This window comes from Pseudobutyrivibrio xylanivorans, assembly GCF_008935055.1.
GTDB lineage: Bacteria > Bacillota > Clostridia > Lachnospirales > Lachnospiraceae > Pseudobutyrivibrio > Pseudobutyrivibrio xylanivorans_A.
In genome coordinates this window covers 432,894-458,304 of the sequence record NZ_CP043028.1, presented here as the reverse complement: position 1 = coordinate 458,304, position 25,411 = coordinate 432,894, and the positions used below count along the sequence as shown (strand labels likewise).

20 protein-coding genes are annotated in these 25,411 nt (G+C 41.0%); all 20 read left to right on the top strand.

From position 1 onward, the window contains the following. Window positions 1-103 precede the first annotated feature (103 nt). Complete coding sequence (locus FXF36_RS02065; RefSeq protein WP_151622235.1) at window positions 104-2,506, top strand: ribonucleoside triphosphate reductase; 2,403 nt, start codon at window positions 104-106, stop codon at window positions 2,504-2,506. A 252-nt stretch (window positions 2,507-2,758) separates the two neighbouring features. Then, complete coding sequence (locus FXF36_RS02060) at window positions 2,759-7,207, top strand: Ig-like domain-containing protein (RefSeq protein WP_151622234.1); 4,449 nt, start codon at window positions 2,759-2,761, stop codon at window positions 7,205-7,207. Window positions 7,208-7,226: 19 nt separating this feature from the next. Further along, window positions 7,227-8,771 (top strand): FHA domain-containing protein, encoded by a 1,545-nt coding sequence (locus tag FXF36_RS02055; protein WP_151622233.1) that lies wholly within the window; start codon window positions 7,227-7,229, stop codon window positions 8,769-8,771. A 64-nt stretch (window positions 8,772-8,835) separates the two neighbouring features. Then, window positions 8,836-9,126 (top strand): WXG100 family type VII secretion target, encoded by a 291-nt coding sequence (locus tag FXF36_RS02050; protein WP_243143562.1) that lies wholly within the window; start codon window positions 8,836-8,838, stop codon window positions 9,124-9,126. Between the two features lie 145 nt (window positions 9,127-9,271). Beyond that, window positions 9,272-10,066: a PP2C family protein-serine/threonine phosphatase gene (locus FXF36_RS02045; protein WP_151622231.1), complete on the top strand. Its 795-nt coding sequence runs from the start codon at window positions 9,272-9,274 to the stop codon at window positions 10,064-10,066. A 2-nt stretch (window positions 10,067-10,068) separates the two neighbouring features. Further along, entirely contained in the window at window positions 10,069-11,751 is a 1,683-nt protein-coding gene (locus FXF36_RS02040; RefSeq protein WP_151622230.1) for a serine/threonine protein kinase, read from the top strand. Between the two features lie 35 nt (window positions 11,752-11,786). Next, on the top strand, window positions 11,787-12,356 hold the full coding sequence (locus FXF36_RS02035; RefSeq protein ID WP_151622229.1) for a hypothetical protein: 570 nt from the start codon (window positions 11,787-11,789) through the stop codon (window positions 12,354-12,356). Between the two features lies 1 nt (window position 12,357). Further along, entirely contained in the window at window positions 12,358-13,932 is a 1,575-nt protein-coding gene (locus tag FXF36_RS02030) for an FHA domain-containing protein (RefSeq protein WP_151622228.1), read from the top strand. 13 nt (window positions 13,933-13,945) lie between these two features. Further along, window positions 13,946-14,197 carry an EsaB/YukD family protein gene (locus FXF36_RS02025; RefSeq protein ID WP_151622227.1) on the top strand — a complete coding sequence of 84 codons (252 nt, stop codon included), beginning with the start codon at window positions 13,946-13,948 and terminating at the stop codon, window positions 14,195-14,197. 17 nt (window positions 14,198-14,214) lie between these two features. Further along, window positions 14,215-18,759 (top strand): type VII secretion protein EssC, encoded by a 4,545-nt coding sequence (essC, locus tag FXF36_RS02020; protein WP_151622226.1) that lies wholly within the window; start codon window positions 14,215-14,217, stop codon window positions 18,757-18,759. A 17-nt stretch (window positions 18,760-18,776) separates the two neighbouring features. Next, entirely contained in the window at window positions 18,777-19,250 is a 474-nt protein-coding gene (locus FXF36_RS02015) for a hypothetical protein (protein ID WP_151622225.1), read from the top strand. A 17-nt stretch (window positions 19,251-19,267) separates the two neighbouring features. Then, window positions 19,268-19,591, top strand: coding sequence for a hypothetical protein (locus tag FXF36_RS02010; RefSeq protein ID WP_151622224.1), 324 nt, complete (start codon window positions 19,268-19,270; stop codon window positions 19,589-19,591). After that, on the top strand, window positions 19,588-20,238 hold the full coding sequence (locus tag FXF36_RS02005) for a DUF5081 family protein (RefSeq protein WP_167511254.1): 651 nt from the start codon (window positions 19,588-19,590) through the stop codon (window positions 20,236-20,238). The genes FXF36_RS02010 and FXF36_RS02005 overlap by 4 nt, the downstream gene beginning before the upstream one ends. Continuing rightward, a complete protein-coding gene (locus FXF36_RS02000) occupies window positions 20,228-21,733 on the top strand; it encodes a pre-toxin TG domain-containing protein (RefSeq protein WP_151622222.1) in 1,506 nt (501 codons plus the stop codon). Before FXF36_RS02005 ends, FXF36_RS02000 begins: the two co-directional genes overlap by 11 nt. 11 nt (window positions 21,734-21,744) lie before the next feature. After that, on the top strand, window positions 21,745-22,074 hold the full coding sequence (locus tag FXF36_RS01995; RefSeq protein WP_243143561.1) for a DUF7957 family protein: 330 nt from the start codon (window positions 21,745-21,747) through the stop codon (window positions 22,072-22,074). Between the two features lie 26 nt (window positions 22,075-22,100). Beyond that, window positions 22,101-22,412, top strand: coding sequence for a hypothetical protein (locus tag FXF36_RS01990; RefSeq protein ID WP_151622221.1), 312 nt, complete (start codon window positions 22,101-22,103; stop codon window positions 22,410-22,412). Between the two features lie 18 nt (window positions 22,413-22,430). Continuing rightward, complete coding sequence (locus FXF36_RS01985) at window positions 22,431-22,790, top strand: hypothetical protein (protein WP_151622220.1); 360 nt, start codon at window positions 22,431-22,433, stop codon at window positions 22,788-22,790. Between the two features lie 44 nt (window positions 22,791-22,834). After that, window positions 22,835-23,206, top strand: coding sequence for a hypothetical protein (locus FXF36_RS01980; RefSeq protein ID WP_151622219.1), 372 nt, complete (start codon window positions 22,835-22,837; stop codon window positions 23,204-23,206). Next, window positions 23,199-23,486, top strand: coding sequence for a TIGR04197 family type VII secretion effector (locus FXF36_RS01975; protein WP_151622218.1), 288 nt, complete (start codon window positions 23,199-23,201; stop codon window positions 23,484-23,486). Before FXF36_RS01980 ends, FXF36_RS01975 begins: the two co-directional genes overlap by 8 nt. 18 nt (window positions 23,487-23,504) lie before the next feature. Beyond that, complete coding sequence (locus tag FXF36_RS01970; protein ID WP_151622217.1) at window positions 23,505-25,409, top strand: hypothetical protein; 1,905 nt, start codon at window positions 23,505-23,507, stop codon at window positions 25,407-25,409. Window positions 25,410-25,411 lie beyond the last annotated feature (2 nt).

The following is a 25,411-nucleotide window of genomic DNA, read 5'->3' as shown; positions in this document are numbered from 1 at the left end:
TTTGCTTAAACCTTGGAAGAACGCTTTAAATTTGGACAACAAAAGGTTTGTTATAGGGAGTCCTTTTGGGGAGATAATTGAGAAAGGAAATTGGTGAGAAGAATTGTTTGATGTTGTAAAAAGAGATGGGGAAATCGCAGAGTTTAATCTTGGCAAGATTAATGATGCTATTGCAAAAGCATTTGAGGCTACTGGCAAGTCTTATAATGATGATATTATTGGTTTGCTTTCACTTAGAGTGTCTGCAGATTTTCAGAATAAAATCAAGGAAAGCAAGATTTCTGTAGAGGACATCCAGGATTCCGTTGAAAACGTTTTGGAGCAGACTGGTTACACAGATGTTGCCAAGGCTTACATTTTATATAGAAAACAGCGCGAAAAGATGCGCAACATGAAGTCTACTGTTCTTGACTACAAGAATGTTGTGGATAGCTATGTCAAGGTAGAGGACTGGCGTGTAAAGGAGAATTCTACTGTTACATATTCTGTAGGTGGACTTATCCTTTCAAACTCTGGTGCAATCACAGCTAACTACTGGCTTTCAGAGATTTATGATGAGGAGATTGCAAATGCACACCGCAATGCAGAAATCCACATTCATGATCTTTCTATGCTTACAGGCTACTGTGCAGGTTGGTCATTAAAGCAGCTTATTCAGGAGGGACTTGGTGGAATCACAGGAAAGATTACATCAGCACCTGCAAAGCACCTTTCTGTTCTTTGCAATCAGATGGTAAATTTCCTTGGCATCATGCAGAATGAGTGGGCAGGCGCGCAGGCATTCTCTTCATTTGATACTTACCTTGCACCATTCGTTAAAACAGACAATTTATCGTACGAAGAGGTTAAAAAGTGCCTCGAGGCGTTCATATACGGTGTAAATACTCCTTCTCGTTGGGGTACTCAGGCACCATTCTCTAACATCACTTTGGACTGGACAGTGCCTAATGATTTGGCAGAGCTTCCAGCTATCGTTGGTGGTAAGGAGCAGGACTTCAAGTACAAGGACTGCAAGAAGGAAATGGACATGGTTAACAAGGCATTCCTTGAGATTATGATCGAGGGCGATGCTAACGGACGTGGCTTCCAGTATCCAATACCTACATATTCTATTACACGTGATTTCGACTGGTCAGACACAGAGAACAATCGTCTCTTATTCGAAATGACAGCTAAGTACGGAACACCATACTTCAGCAACTATATCAATTCAGATATGGAGCCAAGCGATGTTCGTTCTATGTGTTGCCGTCTTCGTCTTGATCTCCGTGAGCTTCGTAAGAAGTCAGGCGGATTCTTCGGTTCAGGAGAGAGCACTGGTTCGGTAGGCGTTGTTACAATCAACCTTCCTCGTATTGCATATCAGGCAAAGGATGAGGCTGATTTCTATGCCCGCCTTGATAAGCTTATGGATATCTCAGCACGTTCACTTAAGATTAAGCGTGGTGTCATCACAAAGCTTCTTGATGAGGGATTATATCCTTATACAAAGAGATACCTTGGTACATTTAATAATCACTTCTCTACAATCGGTCTTATCGGTATGAACGAGGTTGGTCTCAATGCTAACTGGCTTCGTGCAGATATGACAAATGAGAAGACACAGCAGTTTGCAAAGGACGTGCTCAATCACATGCGTGAGCGTCTCTCTGATTATCAGGAGATGTACGGTGACCTCTATAACCTTGAGGCTACACCAGCAGAGTCTACAACATACCGTTTTGCAAAGCATGACCGCGAGCAGTTCCCAGACATCATCACAGCTGGTAAGGAAGGTGACACACCATTCTATACCAATAGCTCACACATGCCTGTTGAGTTTACTTCAGACATCTTTGATGCTCTTGATGTTCAGGATGAGCTTCAGACACTTTACACATCAGGTACTGTATTCCATGCCTTTATAGGCGAGAAACTTCCTACATGGGAGTCAGCTGCAAATCTTGTACGCAAGATAGCTGAGAATTACAGATTGCCATACTATACACTTTCACCTACATACTCTGTATGTAAGGATCATGGCTATATTGCTGGCGAGCATTATACCTGCCCACACTGCGGTAAGACAGCAGAGGTTTACAGCCGTATCACAGGATACTATCGTCCAGTTCAGAACTGGAACGAGGGCAAGACTCAGGAGTTTAAGAATCGTAAGCTTTACGATATTGCAGGTTCTATATGCCGCAAGGCAGGTGAGAGACATGTTGCAGAGCAGACAGCTCAGGCTCCACAGCAGGAAATGCCAAAGGTAAATCTTGAAATTGTGTCAGAGGAGCCAGCAACTGGTGTAAAGTATCTTTTCACAACAAAGACATGTCCAAACTGCGCTCGTGCAAAGGAAATACTAGAGGATGAGGAGTACATCCTTATCGATGCTGAGGAGCAGGTTGATATGACGAAGAAATATGGCGTTATGCAGGCACCGACTCTTGTAGTTATCAATGGAGATGAGGTTAAGCGCTACGCAAACGCTAGCAATATTCAGAAATACGTGGACGAAAATTAGTCCATATTAATAGCATTTTTGATTCCTAGGAGCTCTGATTTCAGGGCTCCTTTTTAGTGCAATTTTGGGGGAGTTGGATATGGCAAAAAATGTAGATAATTGGCAAAAAAATGAGATTGACCATTTATATTATATAATGTTACATTATTAATTGTGATAATTCTGTGAAAAGTCCATTTTTATGCCTGATAGCGGCGGGCATAGGCAAATAAGGGGAGTTGTCATTAATGTTATAGAAAGGGAAATGATATTGTGAAAAAACTACGTAAAATCGCCACTTTCAGACGACTAGTGGCGTTAGCAATGCTGTGCGCATTGTTATTCAGCAATACTGCCGTATATGCCGATACGGTAGCAGAAGTTACATCTTCTGATGAAAAAGTAGTTGAATCAGTAGATGAAAACGATACAAATTCAGGCGATTCTGCTAACGATTCAGAAAGCAATTCGGACAAAGAATCCACAACAGAAGATGCAAAGCTGGAAGATTCCACAAAGAGAGTTATTTCATTTGAATTAACAAAGGACGATGAATTAGCTCAGGATGAGGAATCAGAGGAGTTAGACATGGCAGCTATGCTTGCAGAGAGCAAGGTTGAGACTCCTACACCAACACCAACTCCAACACCTACACCAGAGCCATGCAGACATGAGCATGTTTATGAGGGATGGAGACAGTTTGTAATTGATGAGGAAAACCCAGGTCAACACAAAATTTACTACTATTGCGCAGATTGTAAAGAGTATGTATTTACCGGTGATAAAGATAATTGCGATCTTCAGAGCATCGGATACGAATACGCTGACAATGGTAAGCATGTTGAAGTAAAGAAGTGCCGTGCTTGTGGTGGTGTTGTAAAGGGACAGCCTGTTGCATGTGATCTTGAGCATCATTATGAGTTCGATAATGAGACAACTGACAAGAGACAGCATAAAAAGGTATCTGTTTGTAAGTTATGTAAAAACACAGTTGTTTCTGCTCCACAGACATGTAAGACCGAGCATGTAAAATATGTTGAGTCCAACGGCAAGCAGCATTATGAGGTTACAAAATGTACAGTTTGCGAGAAGGAATTCAACGAGCCAGCTGTAGACTGTACCTTTGAGCATACTGGCAACTATGAGTACACATTTAACAGACAGCACAAGGAAGAGCTTAGATGTAAGTACTGTAATAAGAAAGACTACACAGTAGAAGAGAAATGTCAGTGCACTCAGAAGTATGACCCTGAAGATGGTGATGATAGAAAGGGACGTTTCGAGGAAGACCTTGGAGATCACTACAAGTATTATCACTGGATCAAGGGTAATTGTGATAAGTGTAATCACCGCATGAGAGATAATGCTGAGTGTAAGGAGAAGAATTCTTCATACAAATTTGATGCTTCTCAGACTAGAAGTGATGAGACAACCTACTTAAAGGATGCAAATGGTCAGTACAAAATCGACGAGGATGGCAGAAAGGTTCACTTCCATACAGAGATAAATGAATGTGCTGGCTGCGGTCAGACAATGCACAAGAAGGTAGAGTGCAAATTCAGCCAGTGGAAATACTATGGTCGTAAGAATGCGCTGAACTTCTTCGACGATGAGCATGTTGTTTATCGTGAGTGTGAGGTTTGCCACTTTGTAGAGTACAAGACTGTAAAGTGTGAATTCGAGGAATCATTTACAGGCTTATCATTCTGCCACGACTGTTTCAATATCAGTGATGGTAGAAAGGATTTCGTAGAAATCAAGTCAGTTAAGATTGCTACAGCAGATGGCAAGGACTTAGCTCCTTCAGATTTGATTGTAGATTCAAAGAATCACAGCCATGATGTTTACGATTCAGATCTCAAGGTTGTAGTAACACTTGAGAGCCCAACCTTCAACAACGACAAGAGTGAGCAGGAATGGGAAGACCTTATGGACATCGTTTTATACTACAACGATCCAGAGGCTGGCGAAGAAGCTCAGAAAGCTCAGATGAAGTTCGCTCGCTTTGGCAAGGAAGAGGGCACAGCAGTTTTCGAGTATCCATTAAACAGAAACAAGGCTAAGGCAATCACAATTTCAGGTGTCGAGGTTAACTATGACTTCGATGAGGATTATGTAAAGAATCTTACAAAGCTTGGCGCTAAGCACAACGCTGAAGAGGTTAAGGCTCACACAGTTAAGAAGTGCGGATGTGATTCAGAGGAAATCGCAGCAGTTCTTCGTGCAAAGGATGCTCAGAATCACCTTGAGCAGTTTACACAGACTGTAACTGGCGGAAATGACTGGAAGCAGGATGTTGAGAATGGTGTTAAGTGGTATTCAAAGAAGCACCATGACAATAAGGACCTTACAGTTGTTCTTACAGCTCATACAGGAAACATCCTCAAGGTTGACAATGCTCGTTTAGTTGAGCGTGTTGGCAAAGAGGAAATCACTACTGGTATTTCAAAGGCAAAGGTTGACTATGAGGTTGAAACACCAGCAGGTAATTGGACAGACAAGTTTGCAAATGATATTTGTGTAGACTATGTAAACACTCTTACATATACAGTTCCAGGTGCTGGCGATGCAGCAGGCCAGAATGATGTTGATTTTGATGGCGTTCATCATTATTACTTGGATGCATCGAACATTGAAGAGTCAATCACTACATACATTGACAACACAGATCCTACTTATTCAGTTGAGTATTTATCATCAGCTACAAAGCTTAATGACAAGTATTACAACCAGGATGTTGAGGTTGTTGTTACTGTAAATGATATCGCATTTGATTATGAGCTTGGAACATCATTCGTTGATGTATCAGGCCAGAAGGTTGCAGTTGATTCTAAGTCAAATATTGCAAGACTTACATTAAGCAAGGATAGCACTTACTTAGTAAAGGGTAAGCTTGTTGACTTGGCTGGTAACTCAACTGAAATCAACACAGAGAAGGAGTTTGTAGTCGACAAGACAGCTCCTGTATTAAAGATTAGCTTTGATAATCATGATGTAAAGCACAACAAGTATTACAAGGCTAACAGAACAGCTACTTTCGTATATGAGGACCTTAACATCGACAGCAAGGAAGCTAACATGAGCAATGTAAAGGTTTCTTCAAAGGAAGGTACACCTAGTGTTAGCGAGATGACAGGTTCAGATGGTAAGTATACTGGTTCAATCACATTTGATAAGGACGGTATTTACTCAATCAAAGACCTTACATTCGTTGATAAGGCTGGTAACAAGTTCGTATTTGGCGATGGTCATGAAAGCGACTACAATGCAGAATTCGTAATTGATAAGACAGCTCCAGTAGTAGATGTTAAGTTTGACAACAACAGCGCTCTTAACGGCAACTACTTCAAGGATGCTCGTAAGGCAACAATTACATTCACAGAGAAGAACTTTACAAGCGAGCAGGTTACTGTTAACAAGAACTCTGGTGACCAGAACGTAGTTCCAAATCTTCAGGGCTTCTCAAACAATGACTTTGATAATATTACACATATCGTATTTGACAAGGACGGCCGTTACGGCTTCACAATTTCATGTGAGGACTTGGCTGGTAACCTTTCAAATAGCTTTGTTACAGACGATTTCGTTATTGATATGACTCTCCCAGTACTTGAGATTTCAGGTATCGAGAACATGTCAGCAAACAATGGTAAGGTTGCTCCAGTTATTGTTTCAAAGGATACAAACCTTACAGATGCATGTACAGAGATTTCACTTACAGGTTCAAACAGAGGTAAGGTATCTCCAAGCATGTCAAAGACAAGCGGTACAGAAACATTTACTTACTCATTTGCAGACCTTGCTCATGAGAAGGACAACGATGATCTTTACACATTAGCAGTTAAGCTTACTGACCTTGCTGGTAACTCAGTAGAGCAGAAGGTTCAGTACTCAGTTAACAGATTTGGTTCAGTATTCGTACTTAGCGATGCTACAAAGGCAATGGTTAATGGTTACTACGTAACATCTCCACAGGATGTTGTAATCACAGAGATCAACGTTGATGCAGTTACAAAGAAGGAAGTTTCAGTTGCATTTGACGGTAGCGTTAAGGAGCTTAGCGAGGGACGTGCTTTCACAGCAAACGACAGCACAAACTCAAAGGGCTGGCATTCAATCAGCTATACAGTTAGCAAGTCAAACTTCAACAAGGATGGTATCTACTCAGTAGCTGTTTATTCAGAGGACAAGGCTTCTAATAAGCAGAGCAACCAGTCAAAGGACGCAGAGGTTGAGTTCCTTCTCGACCAGACAGCACCTAGCGTTGTCGTATCTGGTCTTGAGGATGGTGGTATATACGAAGAGGAAAGCCATGACTTCTCAGTAAACGCTGTTGATACAATCGGTGTTACTGAAATGAAGGTATTCTTAAATGATCAGAATCTTGCTAGCTACACAGCTTCAGAGCTTGCAGAGAACGGTGGTACAGCAGTGCTTACAGTTCCAAGCATGGATGATTACCAGAAGGTAACAATCGAGTGCTCTGACGTAGCAGGAAATGTTACAAAGCTTGCATACAACAATCTTCTTATTTCTGTAAAGGCAGAGGAGTTATTGGAGGAAGAGGTTCTTCATCCAACATCTCAGCTTGAGACAGAGGGTATTGCAGCTATTGGAGCATCTAAGAATCTTCCAAAGGCTCTTGGCGTTGCTGGAGCAATCGCAGGAGCTGCAGTTGTTGCTGGATTAGGCGTATTCGCTTTCAGAAGAAAGAAGTTCTAATTTCAGATAGGAGAATAACATGAAAGCATTTAAAAAGGTTTGTACATTGGTCCTGACCTTTGGAATGACAATTGCATCATTTCTTCCAGTCCATGCTGTCGAGGTTAACCCGGCAGCAGAGACTGCTACACAGGGCGTTGTACAGGTAAACACTGTTATTGTAGGTGATAATGCAAAGAAGTACGTTGTCACCGGCGGCTCAGGCTTCATCATCGGAGATTCCGAGGGAACAGAGTACGTCATTACAAGCAGTGATGTTGTCAATCCTGATGACGAGCTCCTCAAAGAGGCTTGCGACTATTATGGATTGATTAATAAAGAGGATAAGGGAACAATCAATCTTACTCTTTCTACAGAAGTTGTTATTGAGAGTGATGTTGTTTTAAATGCATCAGTTCTTACAGTTAGTAGTGAGCTTGATATGGTTGTGCTTCAGTTGCCTCAGCCAATTTATACAAGAACACCTCTCAAGATTTTAACTAACAATAAATACGACACAAATAATCTTCCATACTCTGTAGGAGATACAGTATTTGCTCTTGGATATCCAGAGGCAATTACTTACGAATCAGAGAGACAGTACTTATCAGACCAGCAGATTCAGATGTCAGCTGGTGAGATTAAGAGTCTCGGAAATGTTGAAGGTGTACAGGTTATTTCATCTGACGTAACTTCAGACACTAACAACTATGGTGGTCCACTTGTTGATGCCAATGGTTATGTAATCGGAATGAATCTTCCTATCAAGGACGGAGCAGCAAGCTGCGCTCTTGATTCCACAAAGATTGCAAAGATTCTTGATGGACTTGGAGTTTCATATTCACAGGTTAACAGCTCGCCAAAGGCACAGGTAGAGGAAGAGGACACCGAAGAGGTCACAGAGCAGGATCAGGGTGATGAGCTTGTTTTGACTCCACCTGTTAAGGAAAATAAGGGCGTATCTGAGACAGTGATTATCATTATTTGTCTCATTGGAGTTTTTGTATTAGCTTGCGGCGCAACAGCTCTTGTTATTCTCCTTTTAAACAGAGGCAAGTCAGGTAAGTCAAAAAAGGCTAATGTAGCATTTGAGACTGAAGCTGCTCCTCAGCCAGTTGACAGCGTTCCAACTGTTAATCAGGCAATTGCAAACAACAGACCAAACAATAATTTCACAGTTCCATCTCAGCAGATGGGACCAGGCGCTGAGACAACAATCCTCAGTGCAGTGCCTTCAAGTAACGATGGAGAGACATCAATTCTCAGTGATGAGCCAGAGGCTCCACAGAATCTTGGAACTCTTGTGAGAAAGAAGACAGATGAAAACATTTCTATCAGCAAGACCAATTTCGTAATCGGCAAGGATGCTGTACATGCAGACTTTTGTGTAAGCAACAACAGCTCAATCAGCAGAAAGCATGCCATGATTACGAGTGGTAGAAATGGTGCTTATATTCAGGATTGCAATTCAACAAACGGTACCTATATCAATGGTACAAAGATTGAAAGTGAGCGCCCAGTTCTTTTGAACAATGGCGATATCGTTAGATTATCTAATGAGGAATTTGAGTACAAAGCAATCTAATTAACTAATGTGTATTACTGGGAGACCAGTAAATATAAATAACAATTCAAAGGAGGATAATGTAATGGCAGAAATCAGAATTACACCAGATCAGATGAGAGAGAGAGCAAATCAGTATCGTACAGAGGCTGACACAACTCATGGAGTAATCGACAAGATGGATTCACTTCTTGCACAGCTTCAGGAGGAGTGGACAGGTGCTTCTAGCGAGGCTTATGCAGGTCGCTATGAGGAGCTTAAGCCAGGTTTCCTTAAGGCTGAAGAGCTCATCAGAGAAATCGCTACAGCTCTTGATTCTACAGCTCAGATCGTAGAGAACACAGACAGCGAAATTGCTGGACAGTTCGCACAGTAATAGAAGTCCAGATTTTGCGGCAGGCAAGAAGTTGTCTGTCGCAAAATATTATTATACTGGTGATTTGATTTAGAGATTGAGGTAGAAACCTCTTTCCTCAATCCTTAAATGAGGTCATCAAAATAAAAGCAAAGAGAGATATTAAATGGCAAACGAATACTTTATTGATGCATATTCAGATATAGGAAACAAGAAAAAAGTTAATCAGGACGCCCTTATAGTGAAGCAGGCTCGAAGCAGTAAGATAGGTCGTGTTTGCTTCGCTTGTTTATGTGACGGTATGGGTGGTTTATCACAGGGAGAAATCGCTAGTGCGTCATTTATCAACAGAATGGGCCAGTGGTTCCAGACAGATTTTCCACAGCTTTTAAATTCACCAAGTGATGAGACAGAGGATTTGTCTGGAAATTCCACATCCTACAATAGCTACTGGAGAAGTGTTGAAAACCAGTGGGAGCAGATTTGCAAGCAGATTAATCAGGGCTTGGGCCAGTACGGAAGTGAAAATGGAATCAAGCTTGGTACTACAGCAGTAGCCCTTCTTGTTATTGGAGATGAGTATTTGGTGATGAGTGTTGGCGATTCCCGTGCTTATAAAATCGACAAGCGAAGTCTAGAGCAGATTACCCATGATCAAAGCTATGTGCAGCAACAGATGGATTTAGGCAGGATGACACCGGAGGAGGCTGCAGTAAGCTCACAGAAGAGCGTGCTGCTTCAGTGTATCGGAGCGTCAGCAAATGTTTATCCAGATTTCTTTAGAGGAAAGTTGGAGCGCAAAAACAGGATTCTTCTTTGTTCGGATGGTTTGTGGAGATTACTTAAATCAGATGAGATTATTAAATACACCGCCCAGCGAGATGGTATTAAGAAAATGTCGGAAATAGTTATGCGTAGGGGAGAGACGGATAATATTTCAGGGGTAGTGATTGGAGTTTAAAGATGTTAGAAATTGGATCAGTAATTGACGGTAAATATAAAATACTGAATAAAATCGGTCAAGGTGGAATGAGCGTTGTTTATTTGGCAATGAATGAGCGTGCCAATAAGCAGTGGGCTATAAAGGAAATTCGAAAGGATTCCATGGCCAATTCTGAAATCACAATGCAGAGCTTGAGAAATGAGATTGAGATGCTTAAGAATCTTTCTCATCCAAACCTTCCAAGTATTGTTGATATTATCGACTATGATGATGCCCTGCTTATCGTTATGGACTATGTGGAGGGAAATACCCTCAGCAAGGCTGTTAATGAATACGGTCCACAGTCCCAGGAGTTTGTTATTGAATGGGCAAAGCAGCTTTGTAACGTGCTTGGATATCTTCATTCGCAGAATCCACCAATTATTTACAGGGATTTAAAGCCAGGCAATATCATGCTTAAGCCAGATGGTACAATCGTGCTTATCGACTTTGGTACAGCCCGTCAGTACAAGGAAGAGAATGTTGAGGATACTACTTGTCTTGGTACCAGAGGCTACGCAGCACCAGAGCAGTTCGGTGGTCACGGGCAGACAGATGCCAGAACAGATATCTATTGCCTTGGCTCTACTATGTATCACCTTGTCACAGGCAAGAATCCAAGCGAGCCACCTTACGAGATGTACCCAATCAGATATTGGAACGGTGCATTATCAAAGGGTTTGGAGCAGATTATTTTAAAGTGTACACAGCTTGACCCAGCAAAGAGATATCAGAACTGCGCTCAGGTTTTATATGATTTGGAGCACTACTATGAGCTGGATCAGAGCTATAGAAATAAGGAGAAGAGCAAGCTCATTGCATTCTCAGCAGCAATGGTTTTATCTATTGGATGTTTTGTAGGAGCATTTGCTTCACACAGCTATGCAAAGAGCTTCCAGAGCCAAAGCTACGAGTCTATGCTTGAAGAGGCATCACGTGTTGAGACGACAGAGGACATGAAGACAACCTATATCAACACAATAACTGTTGACCCATCCAAGCCTGATGCATACGTGGATTTGATTGATAAGATTTATCTTTCGGATGACAATTTCACTGCTGATGAGGCACTTGAAATTAGAGAAATCCTTATCAGGACTCAGGGAAAGGCTACTTATGAACAGCTTCTTTCACAGAATGCAGGAGGTTATAGCCTTTTTGCATACAGACTTGGTCTTGCATACTTCTACAACTACGAGGGTGAAGGCAACAAGCAGCAGGCAGCTTATTGGCTTAACAAGGCAGCCTCAGGTGAGCTGGATGAAAGCAGAACCGCCAGAGCAAAGCGTCTTGGTGCTATCGCAGAGTACTACGTAAATCTTGGTTCCATGGACAAGACCGGAGACAGCCAGGTTGACTATAACGAGTACTGGAACGATTTGAAAGCAGTATGCAACGGCGACATCGCAAAGGAAGATAATGCTAACACAGCTCTTGTTATTTACAAGGAGATGGCATCGCAGATTTGTGTAAACTTCCAGAATTTTGCAAAGAGTGGAGTAACATACTCAGACATGGAGCTTCAGCTTTTGAATATTGAGCAGCATGTAAAGAGCGATATTAAGGGGACAGATGCTGAAAGCTCAGATAGAGTAAAGGAGCTTGAGCAGGAGCTTACAACAAATATTGAAAAGGCTCGTCAGGCAATTAAGCTTGCAGAATAGCCGTAAGAATAAATAGAAGTTATAGGTAGAAAGTTATGGGTATAAATTCAAATGCAGCAGGTATTGCTGAGCAAACTTCATTTTATGAAACATTAGCATTGGTACTATTGATATTGGCGATTTTCTTTGCAGTGACAGCTATTGTACTGTGCATCGTTTTAAAGGTTCCACACGCTATTAGAGTTCTCACAGGTATGGGTGTCGATAAGGAAATCAGACAGATTTCGCAGGAGACTCAGATGGGAAATTCTTATTCAAAGCAGAGTCACAACAAGGCAACCTTGACCTGGAATACATCAGGTCGATTGGATAGAAAGCCAGAGGATGACGAAACACAGCTTTTGGAGGATGATGGCACAGCACTTTTACAGCCTGCTCAGCAGTTTGGTAAGCAAACATATCAGGGAGATGAGACACAGCTTTTAGATCCAGAGGCAACTACAGTGCTTAGTAGCACAGATGGTTTTGAAATTGATAATGATGCAACAACAGTCCTTGGCGCAGCACTGAACTTTGACAGTGATGCCACGACAGTTCTTGGGGATAGCGATTTTGAAATCGAGGAAGAAATAATTATTACAGGTAATCAGACAAAGGGGATATAAAATGGCGAAGAGATTTTTAATACTGACTTTAACGGGCATAATTACACTTGGCTCATTATTTAATCCAGTTGTATCTAAGGCAGCAGAGGCTACCGCAGAAATCACTACAGAATCTACGGAAGCAACAGAGCTTCAGGAGGATTCTGTAGAGGGGGTTGAAGATGAGGCTGAGGAGCCAGCAGGGGATGCTATTGCAGCAGCTAAAAATGGTGTTGTTCAGATTAACTGTGTATACGTAGATGGGGACAACAACAGCCATATTTTCAGGGGTTCTACAGGAATTCTTATTGGAAATGCCGAGAAGGAGGAATTTGTTCTTACAAGTCTTTCTCGAATGTTTCCAACTGACGAGGAGAAGAATGCGTTTTTAAGTTCAGTAGGTGTGGGGGCAGATAATCTTGACAGAGCATCTCTTAGCTACGAGGTTGTAATTGAAAATGATATTACAGCGTCAGCTTCTCTTTTAAATAGCAGTTCGGATTTGGACCTTGCCGTGTTCAAACTTTCACAGGTGCTTTACAACAGAACACCTATGACCTTCCTTTATTCATCAGAGAATGACAAGAATCAGTACAACAGCATTGATACAGCCTATGCTTTGGGCTTTCCTGATGTAATCGAGCACGAGGTGAACGAGGCATATTATTCAAACGACAGAGTCAACAAAATTTCAGGACAGATTAGCAATGTAATTTCAAATGGCGACAGCCAGTGGGTTGAGCATAAGGCAGAAATCTCTGCAAACAATGTGGGTGGACCTCTCATCACAGGTGAGGGTGAGGTTATCGGTATGAACTCACAGAAGCTTGATGGCAACTACTATTATGCAGTCAGCTCAAACACTATCGTAAAGGTTCTTTCAGGAATGGGAGTTGCCTTTGATGGAGTTACTTTTGAGGACAAGGCACAGGCAGTGGCAGATGCCGAGAAGAAAGCAAAGGAGCAGGAAGAGGCAGCAAAGCTTAAAGCACTCGAGGAAAGTGCAAAGAATAGTCAGCCTGCTATGCCAAAGTGGGTTCTTCCAGTAATCATTGTTTTAGCAGTAGTTTTAATTCTTGCAATCGTAGCACTTATTTTTGTAATCGTGCTTATGAGCAAGAAGAAAAACAACAATGTGGAAGAGATTAAAATCGCAAATGAGCCACAGAGATATCAGTTCCAACCATCAGCACCAGCTGATTTTGGTGGAGAGGTATCTTCAGATACAACAGTTCTTGGAGCAGGAAGTGCCACAATAAACACAATGGCAGGCACTAACATGGCAGCACCCTCACAGCAGCTTAATGTGGGAAGCCTTGAACGTAAGAAGAACGGCGAAAACATCGCTATTACAAAGGCAGCCTTCAACATGGGCAAGGACGACCTTCACTGCGATTACTGCATTCGTGATAACAATACCATAAGCAGACAGCATGCAATCATTCGCATCATTGGAAATACTGTTTACGTTGAGGACAACAACTCAAAGAATGGCACCTTCCTTAACGGAGTAATGCTTGTGGCAGGTCAGCGTCAGGAGCTTAGGGACGGAGACGTTATAACTCTTTCAAACGAGGATTTTATTTTTAGAAAGTAATTCGAGGTTCAAGATGGATAATAAGCTAATTATCAGATTTAGAAATGTAAAGCTGAATCAGGAATACGATATTGAGGTTCCGGCAGATTTGACAGCCAATGAATTAATATACGGCTTGAAGAACAGCTTCAAGCTGGATATCAATATGGATGATCCAAAGGAATGCTTCCTTAGAGCTGAAAATCCAATAGCGCTCATTAGGGGTGAGGCTGATTTGACCAGCTTGGGATTGCGTGATGGTTCAGTAATTTTTTATGAAAAATAATTAAAGTAGGGTTCGAAATGAAATACAAGATTACTATATACAATAGCAAAATTTATAAGGAAATAGTCGTAGAGGACGACTTTAAGGGGCTACTAATTGGTACAGAGAGAAACTGTCAGGTTCACCTTCTGAAGGAGGATTTTGACAGGGACTTTGTGTTTGAATTGAAGAATAATGCAGGCACCCTTGAGCTTTCTTCAAAGTGCGATATTACATTTTCTGAGGAGGATGGTTTGGCAGGACCAACTGCTGTCCTTCGAATCGGAAGCCTTTGTCATGCAGCTTTTACAGAGGATGGCAAGGAGCTTCTTAATTTGGAGTGCACAGTTGATTTTGATACAGTACCAGACAACTATAATTTAGTAATCAATCTTGCAGGGCAGAATACTGTCTCCATTGGTGGCAGCAAGGACTGTACCATCAGATTCTTTGATAGAGAATTGAGAGACGGCTATGTGGTCCTTAACAGAACTAATGGGGGCTTTTCAGTTGATGATACACATCTTGAGTATGGCGCATCCATCAATGGAATTCTTCACAAGGATTCAAGTGAGCTTTTAAAGGATAAGGATTTCCTGGGGGTATATGGGTACAGCTTCTATCTTGATAATAATCTTCTTTATACATCTGATAAGACTGGTATCGCAACAAACCTTGGTAACCAGCTAATCGAAGCCAACAATATTCATTTCCACTATCCACAATACATTCGTAGTGTAAGACAGAACTATATTGTGTCTGAGGATAAAATTGACATTTTGCCACCTAAGGCAAAGCAGAAGGATGATCAGAAGAACCTTTTCATGATTCTTCTTCCAACAATTATGATGCTCTGCGTTATGATTGGAGTTCGAGGACTTCTTATGGGCAGCAATATTGCCATGATGCTTATGTTTGTGGCAACAGGTATCATCAGTGGTATTACAGCAGTAATCAACTACTTCCAGGACAAGAAAAAGCGCAAGGAGAAGGAAGAGGAAAGAATTAACTACTACAATGATTACATTGGCCGCAAGGAAAATGAAATCATCAAGGCTAGAAACGATGAAAAGACAATCATGCTTCGCATGAACCGTTCCGTTGAGGATACTATGAATTCTATTCAGCAGTTCGACGGAAATCTTTTCTCACACGGCAAGGAGCAGGAGGATTTCCTTGATGTTTGGATTGGAACAGGTCTCGTGGAATCAAAGGAGCCTGTTGAATTTAAGGAGCAGGAATATATTGATGTTGAGGATGCCATGATGGATATTCCTGAACAGATTGCAAATAAATATAAGTACATCGATGGTATGCCAATCAGCCTTCATTTACGTGAGGCAAATGCTGTGGGCTTCGTGGCTGAGAGAACAAAGCTTTATCAGCTTATGAAGAATATGATGGTGACTATCGCTGGAGAATACTTCTATAAAGAAGTAAAGATGTTCCTCATCATTGGAGAGAACGATGTTCCAGATTTTGCATGGGCAAGATGGTTCAAGAACATGTCAGCAGACAATGGTGGAATGCGCTACTTTATGTATGATGACGAGAGTTCAAAGCGCGCTCTTGAATTTTTATACAACGAGCTTTCTGCTCGTGACCAGATGAAGGCAGACCAGATTGAAAATCTTCCTACCTTTGTTGTGTTCATCTATCGTTCTGAGCGAATCCGCAGACACCCTGTAATGGATTATGTGGAGAAGGCTGCAAAGCTTGGTTTTGTATTCCTTTTCTGGGAGGAGCAGGCAGAGCTTCTTAACAGATACTGCTCGCAGCTTGTATTCCTTGAGAGCGGCAGCTACAAGGGTTATATCCAGGATGCAAAGGATGGCAAGAATATCCAGACTTTCAACTATCCACATATTAGCCGTGAGGATGTGCAGCGACTTGCACTTCGTCTTGGCTGTGTATACATTGATGAGATGAGCTTGGAGGGAACACTTACAAAGCACATTTCTCTCTATCAGCTTCTTGGTATCATGAATGCTTATGATTTAAAGCTTGATGAGAGATGGAACAACTCTCAGATTTACAAGAGTATGGCAGCACCTTTAGGTGTTAGAAGCAATGGTGAGATTGTTTATCTTGATATTCATGAGAAGTTCCATGGACCTCACGGTCTTGTAGCAGGTACTACAGGTTCAGGTAAGTCGGAGATTATTCAGACCTACATCCTTTCACTTGCAACACTTTTCCATCCTTACGAGGTTGGCTTCATCATCATCGACTTTAAGGGTGGTGGAATGGCAAACCAGTTTAAGGATCTTCCACATTTGAACGGTACCATCACAAACATCGATGGTAAGCAGATTGACCGTTCACTTCGTTCAATCAAGGCAGAGCTTTTAAGACGACAGGCTCTCTTTGCTGAACATAACGTAAACAAAATTGATGATTATATCAGCCTTTTCAAGAAAGGAGAGACAGAAACTCCACTTCCACACCTTATCCTTATCGTAGATGAGTTTGCGGAGTTAAAGAGCGAGCAGCCTGAATTCATGAAGGAGCTTATTAGTGCTGCGCGTATCGGTCGAAGCCTTGGTGTTCACCTGATTCTTGCAACACAGAAGCCAGCGGGCGTTGTTAACGATCAGATTTGGTCGAACTCTAAGTTCAAACTCTGTCTTAAGGTTCAGGACAAGCAGGACAGTAACGAAGTCCTCAAGTCACCTCTTGCAGCAGAAATCAGAGAGCCAGGTCGTGCTTACCTTCAGGTTGGTAACAACGAAATTTTCGAGCTCTTCCAGTCGGCATATAGTGGCGACCCAGCTGTTGTCAGCAGCACTGAAAACAGCAAGAAGTTTGAGATTAACGGTGTGGACCTTTCTGGAAAGAGAACTACACTCTACAAGCAGAAGGCAGAGAAGAGCAAGGGTGGTCAGAATCAGCTTGAGGCTATCGTTGACCGCATAAATGAATACTGTCAGGAGCATAGCATTGCCAAGCTTCAGGACATTTGTCTTCCACCTCTTGCAGAAGTTATCGACTTCCCAGCTACAGAGCAGCTTGGTACCCAGGGTACAGATATTATTGCTGATATGGGTATTTACGATGACCCAGACAGCCAGTACCAGGGCGCACATACAATTAATCTTACAAGAGAGAATGTTATTGTTATCGGATCTTCACAGTCTGGAAAGACAAATCTTCTTCAGACTATTATCCGAAGCATTACTACAAAATACACTCCAGATGAGGTAAATATCTATATCCTTGATTTTGCTTCCATGGTACTCAAGAATTTCGAAGGCTTGAACCATGTTGGTGGAGTTGTTACATCTTCTGAGGATGAGAAGCTTAAGAATCTGTTCAAGCTCCTTTACTCAGAGATTGAGATGCGTAAGGAAAAGCTCCTTGCAGTTGGTGTGAGTTCTTTTGCCGCTTATCGTGAAGCAGGAAAGACAGACCTTCCACAGATTGTGTTGATGGTGGACAACTACACAGCCCTCAAGGAAACATACTTCACAGAGAATGATGACCTTCTTGTGCTTTGCCGTGAAGGTCTTACAGTTGGTGTGACTGTTGTACTTGCAAATGCACAGACAGCAGGTATGGGCTACAAATACTTCAGCAATTTCTCATGCAGAGTAGCATTATTCTGTAATGATACAAATGAATATTCATCATTGTTCGAGCACTGCCGCGAGCGTATCGAGGATATCAGTGGTAGAGCAATTATTGATGTTAATAAAAAGCATCTGGATTGCCAGACTTATCTTGCGTTCCAGGGACAGAAGGAAATCGAGCGTGTTCAGGCTATTCGTCAGTTCATCGAGGAAAGAAATGCTCAGTGTCCAGACCAGATGGCTCGCCCAATTCCTGTTATTCCAGCAGTACTTCCTGCAAATCAGGTTTCTGCAATGTACAGCAGATTCCTTAAGAGAAGATTCGAGCTAGTTGTGGGCTTGAACTATGCAAACGTAGATCCATTCATCGTGGACTTTGGAAATATTGGAGCACTTGGTATCACAGGAAAGGAAGGCAGAGGTCGCCACAACTTCATCAACTATGTGGTTAAGATGCTTGATAAGCAGTACCCAGAGATGACAGAGGTTCATATCATCGATGGTATCGATAAGCGTCTTGCAGACCTTAAGGATGCAGTAAATGTAGCATCTTATGCTATGACAAGCGATGCAGCAGTTGCCCTTATGGGTGAGGTAGAGCAGAAGCTTCAGGCTCGCTACGATGCACTTGCAATGGGTGATGAGACAGTCCTTACAGACAGCAAGCTTATTCTCATCGTTATTAACAGTCAGGATGCAATAGAGGCAATTTCTGGAAATGCAACTGCTGTTGCTTCATACAAGAACATTATCACCAAGTACAAGAGCATGGGTGCAGCAGTTCTTGTGGGTGGATTTGGCAACGAGACCATCCCTTACGCAGCGCCTGAGATTCTCAAGAGAATCAAGGAGCAGAAGCACTTTATGTTCTTTGATGATTTGCCAAACTGCAAGGTTACTGAGATTCCACTTACAGCAGCTCGTGCATTCAAGAAGAAGATTGAGGCTGGTGACGGATATTATCTCAAGGATAATGCAATTGTTAAGTTGAAGACACCGTTATGGAATGAGTAATTAATAGGAGAAATGAAATGAGTATTTATTCATACTGGAGATGGGGATGTCATGGATTAGACACGTCGGGCTATGACCATGCAGACGATATGGTTGATAAGTTCACTAAGCTGCTCAACAACCTGGACAAACACATAGCAAATTATGAGAGCAACAAGGAAATTGTGGATGCCGATTTCAAGAATGTATCTGTGACTCTTCAAAGTAACAATGCAGGAACACAAGGACATTGGCTTCATTTCTACAATGGTAAGGTGTGCCAATGGAAATCTCATAAGTATTCCTTCTACAGTAAGATGGAACAGGAATTTGAATTAGCTAAATCCAGACGCGATTATGTGGCGAACCAAAAGACTAGTTGGGAGACAACCAAAAGCAATGAAGCTACGGCCTTGGACCAGGCCAGACAGCGTCAGATTGAAGAGGAAGAGGCAAGAAGAAGGCAGGCAGAACGTGAAGCAGCTGCATATCTAAAGAGTCTTCTAAAGTAATGGGAGAATAATGTATTATGAATTCTTTATTTAAATGCGATGGAGCAACAATGGACTCCATCAAAGATAATTTAGTTCAGGCACAATCATATATGGATCAGGCGTACTCTCAAGCATTACAGCTACAGAAGGAGATTGTGTCAAAGGAAGACTGGACAGGAAAATCCGAACTTGTAGCAGAAGGATTTTTGGATATTCTTGTTCAGTATCAGAAGGCTTTTTATGGTGTACAGAATCCTCAAGCGCAGGCCATCGTTGCATTAAATGAGTTGGATACAAATCTTGAGAACTTCTTTTCAACATGGGAGGACTATTTAAATTTGGAGGGAAGAACATTATGAGATTTTCATCAGATGAATTAACTTTCTTAACCTTGATGACAAATGGTCCTGCACCTTTTGGAATATTTTTCGACAAGATAGGAAAGGATTGTGCAACAGATAGAGCTAAGACTGCCAAGAACGAATTAATCAAAAAGGGAATTCTGTCAGAGGCGGGAATAACTCCAAAGGGATTTGCAGCAGTCAAGCTATGGGAAGAATACCGTTATGCAAGTACTTACGTGGTAATTAAAGGCAGTATCATTGGCTTACTAGAAAATCGCAGGTGCATAGTGATTGTAAAGGAGGGAAATGATTATGAAATTGCAAGTGGCGATCGCACCGCAATCTTGTATTCATGCCTTAAGGAGTATCCAGCATTACAGCGTGGTGATAGAAAAGATAAAGTAACCTTCCTTGATATTGAAATGGATTATGAGACGGTTAGAAAAAAAATAGCAACTCTTGGGAAAAACTTTTTTACACTTGGTGTTTTTTCAGGAGAAGGTCGACAGGGAATGGAAAGATTTATTTACTGGGATGATGAATATATTTATTCCTATGATCCACATACCCATACATGTAAGACCGAGGAACCTTCAAGTGTTAGAAAGCTTTTAGTTGACGCATTAGAACTAAACACGGAGGTGCTTTCAAATGGGGTATAAGTCTGAGCTAAAGGTTGTAGATGAAGCATTTGCATATAATAGCAATATTTCATTTCTTCCAATTCATTTAGCACAATCATTAATTGATATGAATGCAGAGCTGGCAGAGATAGACGAATTGCTGGTTGATAATAGCTGTCCAAATATTTATCACTCGAACCATGAGCAGGATATTGAGTACAGTGCAGAAATGCTTGGCGAATTATTATCATACTCCAGCAATTTAGCATTCTATGCTTTGGAATTAATAGATAAGCCACTTTGTAAAAATTTTAATCTTAATGCAACAGAGAGTATCAGTAGAATTAAGGCTGACGATTTTAGTACAGAAAATGTGTTGGGTATTCGTGAACAGATTGGATACGACGATTGTGGAGAGCCTATTATCCAGGACAAGCAGACTCTTTCGTTGCAGGATTATTTGGGAATAACAGCTCCAGAGAATGGCGGAAATCTTTTGAATGTTCCAAAGGAATTCAAAGACTTCACAGATCAGTACGTTTCTGTATATGAAAGCATGAAGGCCAATCTCATAGATGAAAAGGGTAATCAGATATCCCTTGAGGAATATTTGAAGGAGCTTAACAACATGGGAGAGTTCTCTCACACCATGGACCAGCCCTTCAAGCAGTTCCTGTCAGCTATTCTGGATTTGACAATTGTTGTTCCAATTTATGAGGCATGTGTAGGTGAGGATATTATCACTGGTGAAGACCTTTCTGATTTCGAACGAGGAATGAAGGTGGTAGGAGCCGTAATTGAGGTATTCACGCTTGGCCAGTCTGGAATATTTGCCATGCCAGCCAAGGAAGCACTCATGTCCCTTGGAAAAGTGGCAATAGTTGATATAGCTTCTACTAGTGCATCTTATTGGACCGGTTATGCCTGCAATGAGCTGGGCTTACCTTTACCATTGACATTGATGTTTGCCATGGGTGTAGGTATGGGAACCAGCTATGGATTGAATAAATTATTAATGGGAAATACATTTTATTCAACAGAATCAGTGAATGTGGAATCTAGTGATGAAGCTATTGACTATATAAAACTAAGCGATGAACTTGGGGATAAAATTGAAAGAGAAGGTTATGTATTAATAGATACTGAAAATGCAGCAGTGGCAAATGCTGACTGGGCAGATATGGGATATACTTTACCACCTGTAGCAGATGGGACTAAAGTCTACAATGTTGAAGCTGGAGATTTCAAGTATGCCAGAGTCTTTAAAGAAGGTGTAAACAAGCCAAAGAGTCCATTTATTCTTCGTGCAGACGATATAGAAGGACTCACAGCAGCTGAAATTGCTGAAAAATATGCATTGCCACAGGTACCTGATAAAGTAGTTTATCCAAATATTCCTGCCGACACTCCATTGGAGGTAAGTATTGTTGGACCACAGGAATCGTGGGGAACATTAGGTGGTGATGCGCAATATGCATTGAAAGATGTTTTGTTAGATGATGATTGGTTTTTAGATATACATGATTTGAAATAGGAGATTTGAAAATGATAAAAAAAATAAATAATACTATTATTGATGTAAATGGAAAAATGCTGGAATTTGATATAAATATAAGTCAAATACTTGAGTACAATGATTTCTTTTTGCTTTTATTGAGAGAAAGAAAAGAAGTTCCAAATAATGTTATTGCTTTTGATTATGAAGGAAATGAAATTTGGAAGATTAATGATATTGTTCAGGCAAAAATTCCTAGAGGATTTGACGAAATTGAAAAGATTTCAGATGACTTATTAAAAGCGCATTACGAATTAGGCATTATTTTTGAAATAGATGTTATAAAAAGAGAAATTGTAAATAAGACATTTTTAAGATAACTGAGTATTCTAGTGAAGGTATTTAAATGATTTCTAAGAAAGAAATATGCGATATTTTAGAGAGTAAGTTGGAAATAGGAAGTGACTTTATTGTAGGTGAATTTGTTCGTAAGCCTGGTATGAGTGGCTGCATGGAGATTAAAGGTAGTTGGTACCTATATTCCGTAGATGATCATGCAGATTGTATCTTTACTGGACCATTTAATGATAAAGCTATTGTGTATGCTTGCGCAGTAAAGATGCATAGCAGCAAGTTATTCCAGGAATATAGATTTTCAAAAGAAGAATTCTCGGTATATATGAACAATCATTTTTATTCTTTGGAAGAGATGGAGTAAATATTTGGAAGGATTATTATGGCGGAGAATAATGAAATAAAAACAGGTGTTGCCCTGCTAAATTATGTGCAGGAAATTACAAATATTACCACTAGTCTGGGAAATGCCATGACAGAGGTATACACAGCAAAGACCGCATTAGAGGGTGCATACATTGGTGAGGCTAAAGAGGAAATGACAATGTACATTGGTTCATTGTATGCCCACATTCAGAAGATGGTTACACTCTATGGTAGCTTGATGACATATATTTACAATGCCTATGAGACCATGGAGGATAAGGATGAAATCCTAAGCAAATGGATTCTCAGCAACTGGGGCGTTGAAGTGCAGGTAAAGGATGGTCAAATAGTTCCACCATCAGGGAACGCTTCTTAGACAGACGATAGATGGACTCAAGTAAATATTTGAAAGGATTATTTATGGGAGAAAAGAAGGATTTTAAGAAAGAATTATCTGAGCTTTGCAAACGCCGAGAAAATATGCAGGATACCTATAATGGTATCAAGAGGCGTATCGAGGCAATGGATGAGGAAATCATCAGAAAGACCAAGGAGTTGTCTATTCAGATGAACGAGACAACAACCATGAAGCCTGATGCAAAGCTTATGGATATCTATTCTGAGAGAGAAGCGATATATAGAGACATGCAGGTAAAACAGAGGGAGTTTTACGAGCAGGTCGATCACGAATACAGAAAGCAGATGAAGGCCTTTGATGAAGAGGAAAGGGAAATAAAGGCGCAGATGGCTGCTGAAGAAAAGGAAAAAGAGGGGGAGAAGAAGGATGCCTAATCAAACAATTGTAGTTGCGTCAGCAGATGTAGGTTCACAGTCTCAGTCCGTGGGAAAGGCTGCATCATACCTTGAAATGAGAGCTCTTTCAACAACTGATGAAAAGACAACAATTTCGGCCAATGCAAATAGTAAGCAGGCATACCTGGAGTGTCAGGCATTGCTTCAAAGCCTTGGCTCAGCAATGGATAAGGAGTCATCAAATATCAGCAAATTGGGATTAGATTTCGAAGAGTACGACCAGATGTTACAAGGCTTTTGGAATCTTGGAGAACGATAAAACTGTAGGGGTGAATATATGTTAGAAAAAGATTATTTGGATCCGTCTGCCATAATGGATCAATCCAATGACGCAATAGATAAACTATTAGTAGATGTTCAGGCAATTGAGCTGGCTGAGAAAGCAATCTCAGACTTTATGAATGATTCAAGTATAAAGAGCGATGCTTTTGATGCTCTGAAGTCAAGCTGCAGCCAGTATAAAACTGTTATTAGCAATTTGAAAAAGGCTAATGAGAGTGATATAGCAGATTTTAATTCGCTGATAGCCTTCGTTGGAAGCGAATTGCTTGACGGCTCTGTTATTGTTCCAAAGATGAGGCAGGCATTATCAGACAAACAGGAGCATGACAGACTTTCAGAGGAAAACTGGTCAAAGGCCCAGAGCTGTGATGATCCTTATGAGGCTGCTGGCTATGCAGCTATAGCCGGGTATTATGCATTGCTCGCTGCAAATGACCACAGGATTTATTCATACTGGAAGGGAAAGGCAGATAAGTATGACAGCATTGAATCGTCAACAAAGGGCTTATTTAATGCAGGACTTGCTTATAAATCAGCATGTCTGGCTGACCCTAACGACCCTAATTCTGTAGGATTGAGTGGTGATGTAGCTAACAATTTGGTAGATGCAACATTTAAAAAGAAGTTCTCTGGAAGACTTAAGGACCTTGATGATGCAGAGACTATATATCAGAAGGTTCGTAATGGCGAAATAGCTGTAGATGACTTGACAGAACATCAGAAGGAAATGATTGTTGTTTACTACGAGTCGAAACATCCAGAGGACGCTAAGAAGCTGAATGAAGCAACAAGAAAGCTTGATGAAGCTGAAACTACAGATTTAAAGGTCAGAGTTTATTCGGCACCACCTCGATACAAGGATAATTTTATAAATAGTGTTAATGATGTGTCTGATACCAAAAAGACATTCGAAAACTTCCAAAAAGGAAAGGTTAAGCTGGAAAAACTTAGTGATGGGGATACAGCAGCTGCTGTTGCATGGTATGATATTTATCATCTGGATGAAGCTCGTAACATGACAAGCAACCTTTATCCTATGATGAAGGAAGGCTACGATGGACATGTGAACAACATTAAGCTTTTGGCATATACAGCTGCAGAACCATATAAATCTGCTTTTATTAATAATATTGGCAAAGTAAAAATTGATGAATTACACTATACAGGTACGTCGTATCATCAGGGGGGCAAGCTACATCTTAATGTTGATAGCATGGGTGATGCCAGCACAGCTACTGCAGCAACTTATGTAACGTATTTTCATGAGGGATCTCATGGCGTAGATTTTGTTCATAATAATCCTTCTATGAGATATATTTCACCAAGCGGTGACTCTCTGGACAAGTGTCTGCAGAATGAAGTAAAAGGTGTCATAAAAGATTACGCTATGGATGCCATGAAAGATACTAATTATTCCGATGAAAAGAAACAGCAGATGGTTGATCAACTCACAAAAGAACTAATGAATACCACAACCTATGATTCTAGTGCGAAACCAACGTTTAACGGAAACTCTGAAATGCGAGCATTGTATGATGAAGTTGTTAATCAGGCTCGTGATGACTTTAAATATTCTCGCTCAGATATTTATGGTGGTTATACTGGTGATACTTTCAGAGGTAACTGGGGCCACGATACAATCTCACAAAAAAGGGATGGTACATACTATTCATATTGGATTGAAGGAACAGTGGATAGTGCTGGAACGACAATCACGCCTAATCCTGGTCCAGATGGAAATGTACAGTATACTGGAGCCCAACAGAAAGAATTTTTTGCTGAGAGTATGGCAGCGAATATGACTAGAAATGAGACAGATTTGAATGATTATAATGCATATGGTGATGAGACGAAGGATATGTTTAATGAAATTCTTCAAGTTATTAATGATGCATCTTAAAT

Excerpts from the sequence above, each read along its gene's own strand:
- FXF36_RS02055 (WP_151622233.1), top strand. The coding sequence starts at position 7,227 with ATGAAAGCATTTAAAAAGGTTTGTACATTGGTCCTGACCTTTGGAATG.
- FXF36_RS02050 (WP_243143562.1), top strand. The coding sequence starts at position 8,836 with ATGGCAGAAATCAGAATTACACCAGATCAGATGAGAGAGAGAGCAAAT.
- FXF36_RS02045 (WP_151622231.1), top strand. The coding sequence starts at position 9,272 with ATGGCAAACGAATACTTTATTGATGCATATTCAGATATAGGAAACAAG.
- FXF36_RS02040 (WP_151622230.1), top strand. The coding sequence starts at position 10,069 with ATGTTAGAAATTGGATCAGTAATTGACGGTAAATATAAAATACTGAAT.
- FXF36_RS02035 (WP_151622229.1), top strand. The coding sequence starts at position 11,787 with ATGGGTATAAATTCAAATGCAGCAGGTATTGCTGAGCAAACTTCATTT.
- FXF36_RS02030 (WP_151622228.1), top strand. The coding sequence starts at position 12,358 with ATGGCGAAGAGATTTTTAATACTGACTTTAACGGGCATAATTACACTT.
- FXF36_RS02025 (WP_151622227.1), top strand. The coding sequence starts at position 13,946 with ATGGATAATAAGCTAATTATCAGATTTAGAAATGTAAAGCTGAATCAG.
- essC (WP_151622226.1), top strand. The coding sequence starts at position 14,215 with ATGAAATACAAGATTACTATATACAATAGCAAAATTTATAAGGAAATA.
- FXF36_RS02015 (WP_151622225.1), top strand. The coding sequence starts at position 18,777 with ATGAGTATTTATTCATACTGGAGATGGGGATGTCATGGATTAGACACG.
- FXF36_RS02010 (WP_151622224.1), top strand. The coding sequence starts at position 19,268 with ATGAATTCTTTATTTAAATGCGATGGAGCAACAATGGACTCCATCAAA.
- FXF36_RS02005 (WP_167511254.1), top strand. The coding sequence starts at position 19,588 with ATGAGATTTTCATCAGATGAATTAACTTTCTTAACCTTGATGACAAAT.
- FXF36_RS02000 (WP_151622222.1), top strand. The coding sequence starts at position 20,228 with ATGGGGTATAAGTCTGAGCTAAAGGTTGTAGATGAAGCATTTGCATAT.
- FXF36_RS01995 (WP_243143561.1), top strand. The coding sequence starts at position 21,745 with ATGATAAAAAAAATAAATAATACTATTATTGATGTAAATGGAAAAATG.
- FXF36_RS01990 (WP_151622221.1), top strand. The coding sequence starts at position 22,101 with ATGATTTCTAAGAAAGAAATATGCGATATTTTAGAGAGTAAGTTGGAA.
- FXF36_RS01985 (WP_151622220.1), top strand. The coding sequence starts at position 22,431 with ATGGCGGAGAATAATGAAATAAAAACAGGTGTTGCCCTGCTAAATTAT.
- FXF36_RS01980 (WP_151622219.1), top strand. The coding sequence starts at position 22,835 with ATGGGAGAAAAGAAGGATTTTAAGAAAGAATTATCTGAGCTTTGCAAA.
- FXF36_RS01975 (WP_151622218.1), top strand. The coding sequence starts at position 23,199 with ATGCCTAATCAAACAATTGTAGTTGCGTCAGCAGATGTAGGTTCACAG.
- FXF36_RS01970 (WP_151622217.1), top strand. The coding sequence starts at position 23,505 with ATGTTAGAAAAAGATTATTTGGATCCGTCTGCCATAATGGATCAATCC.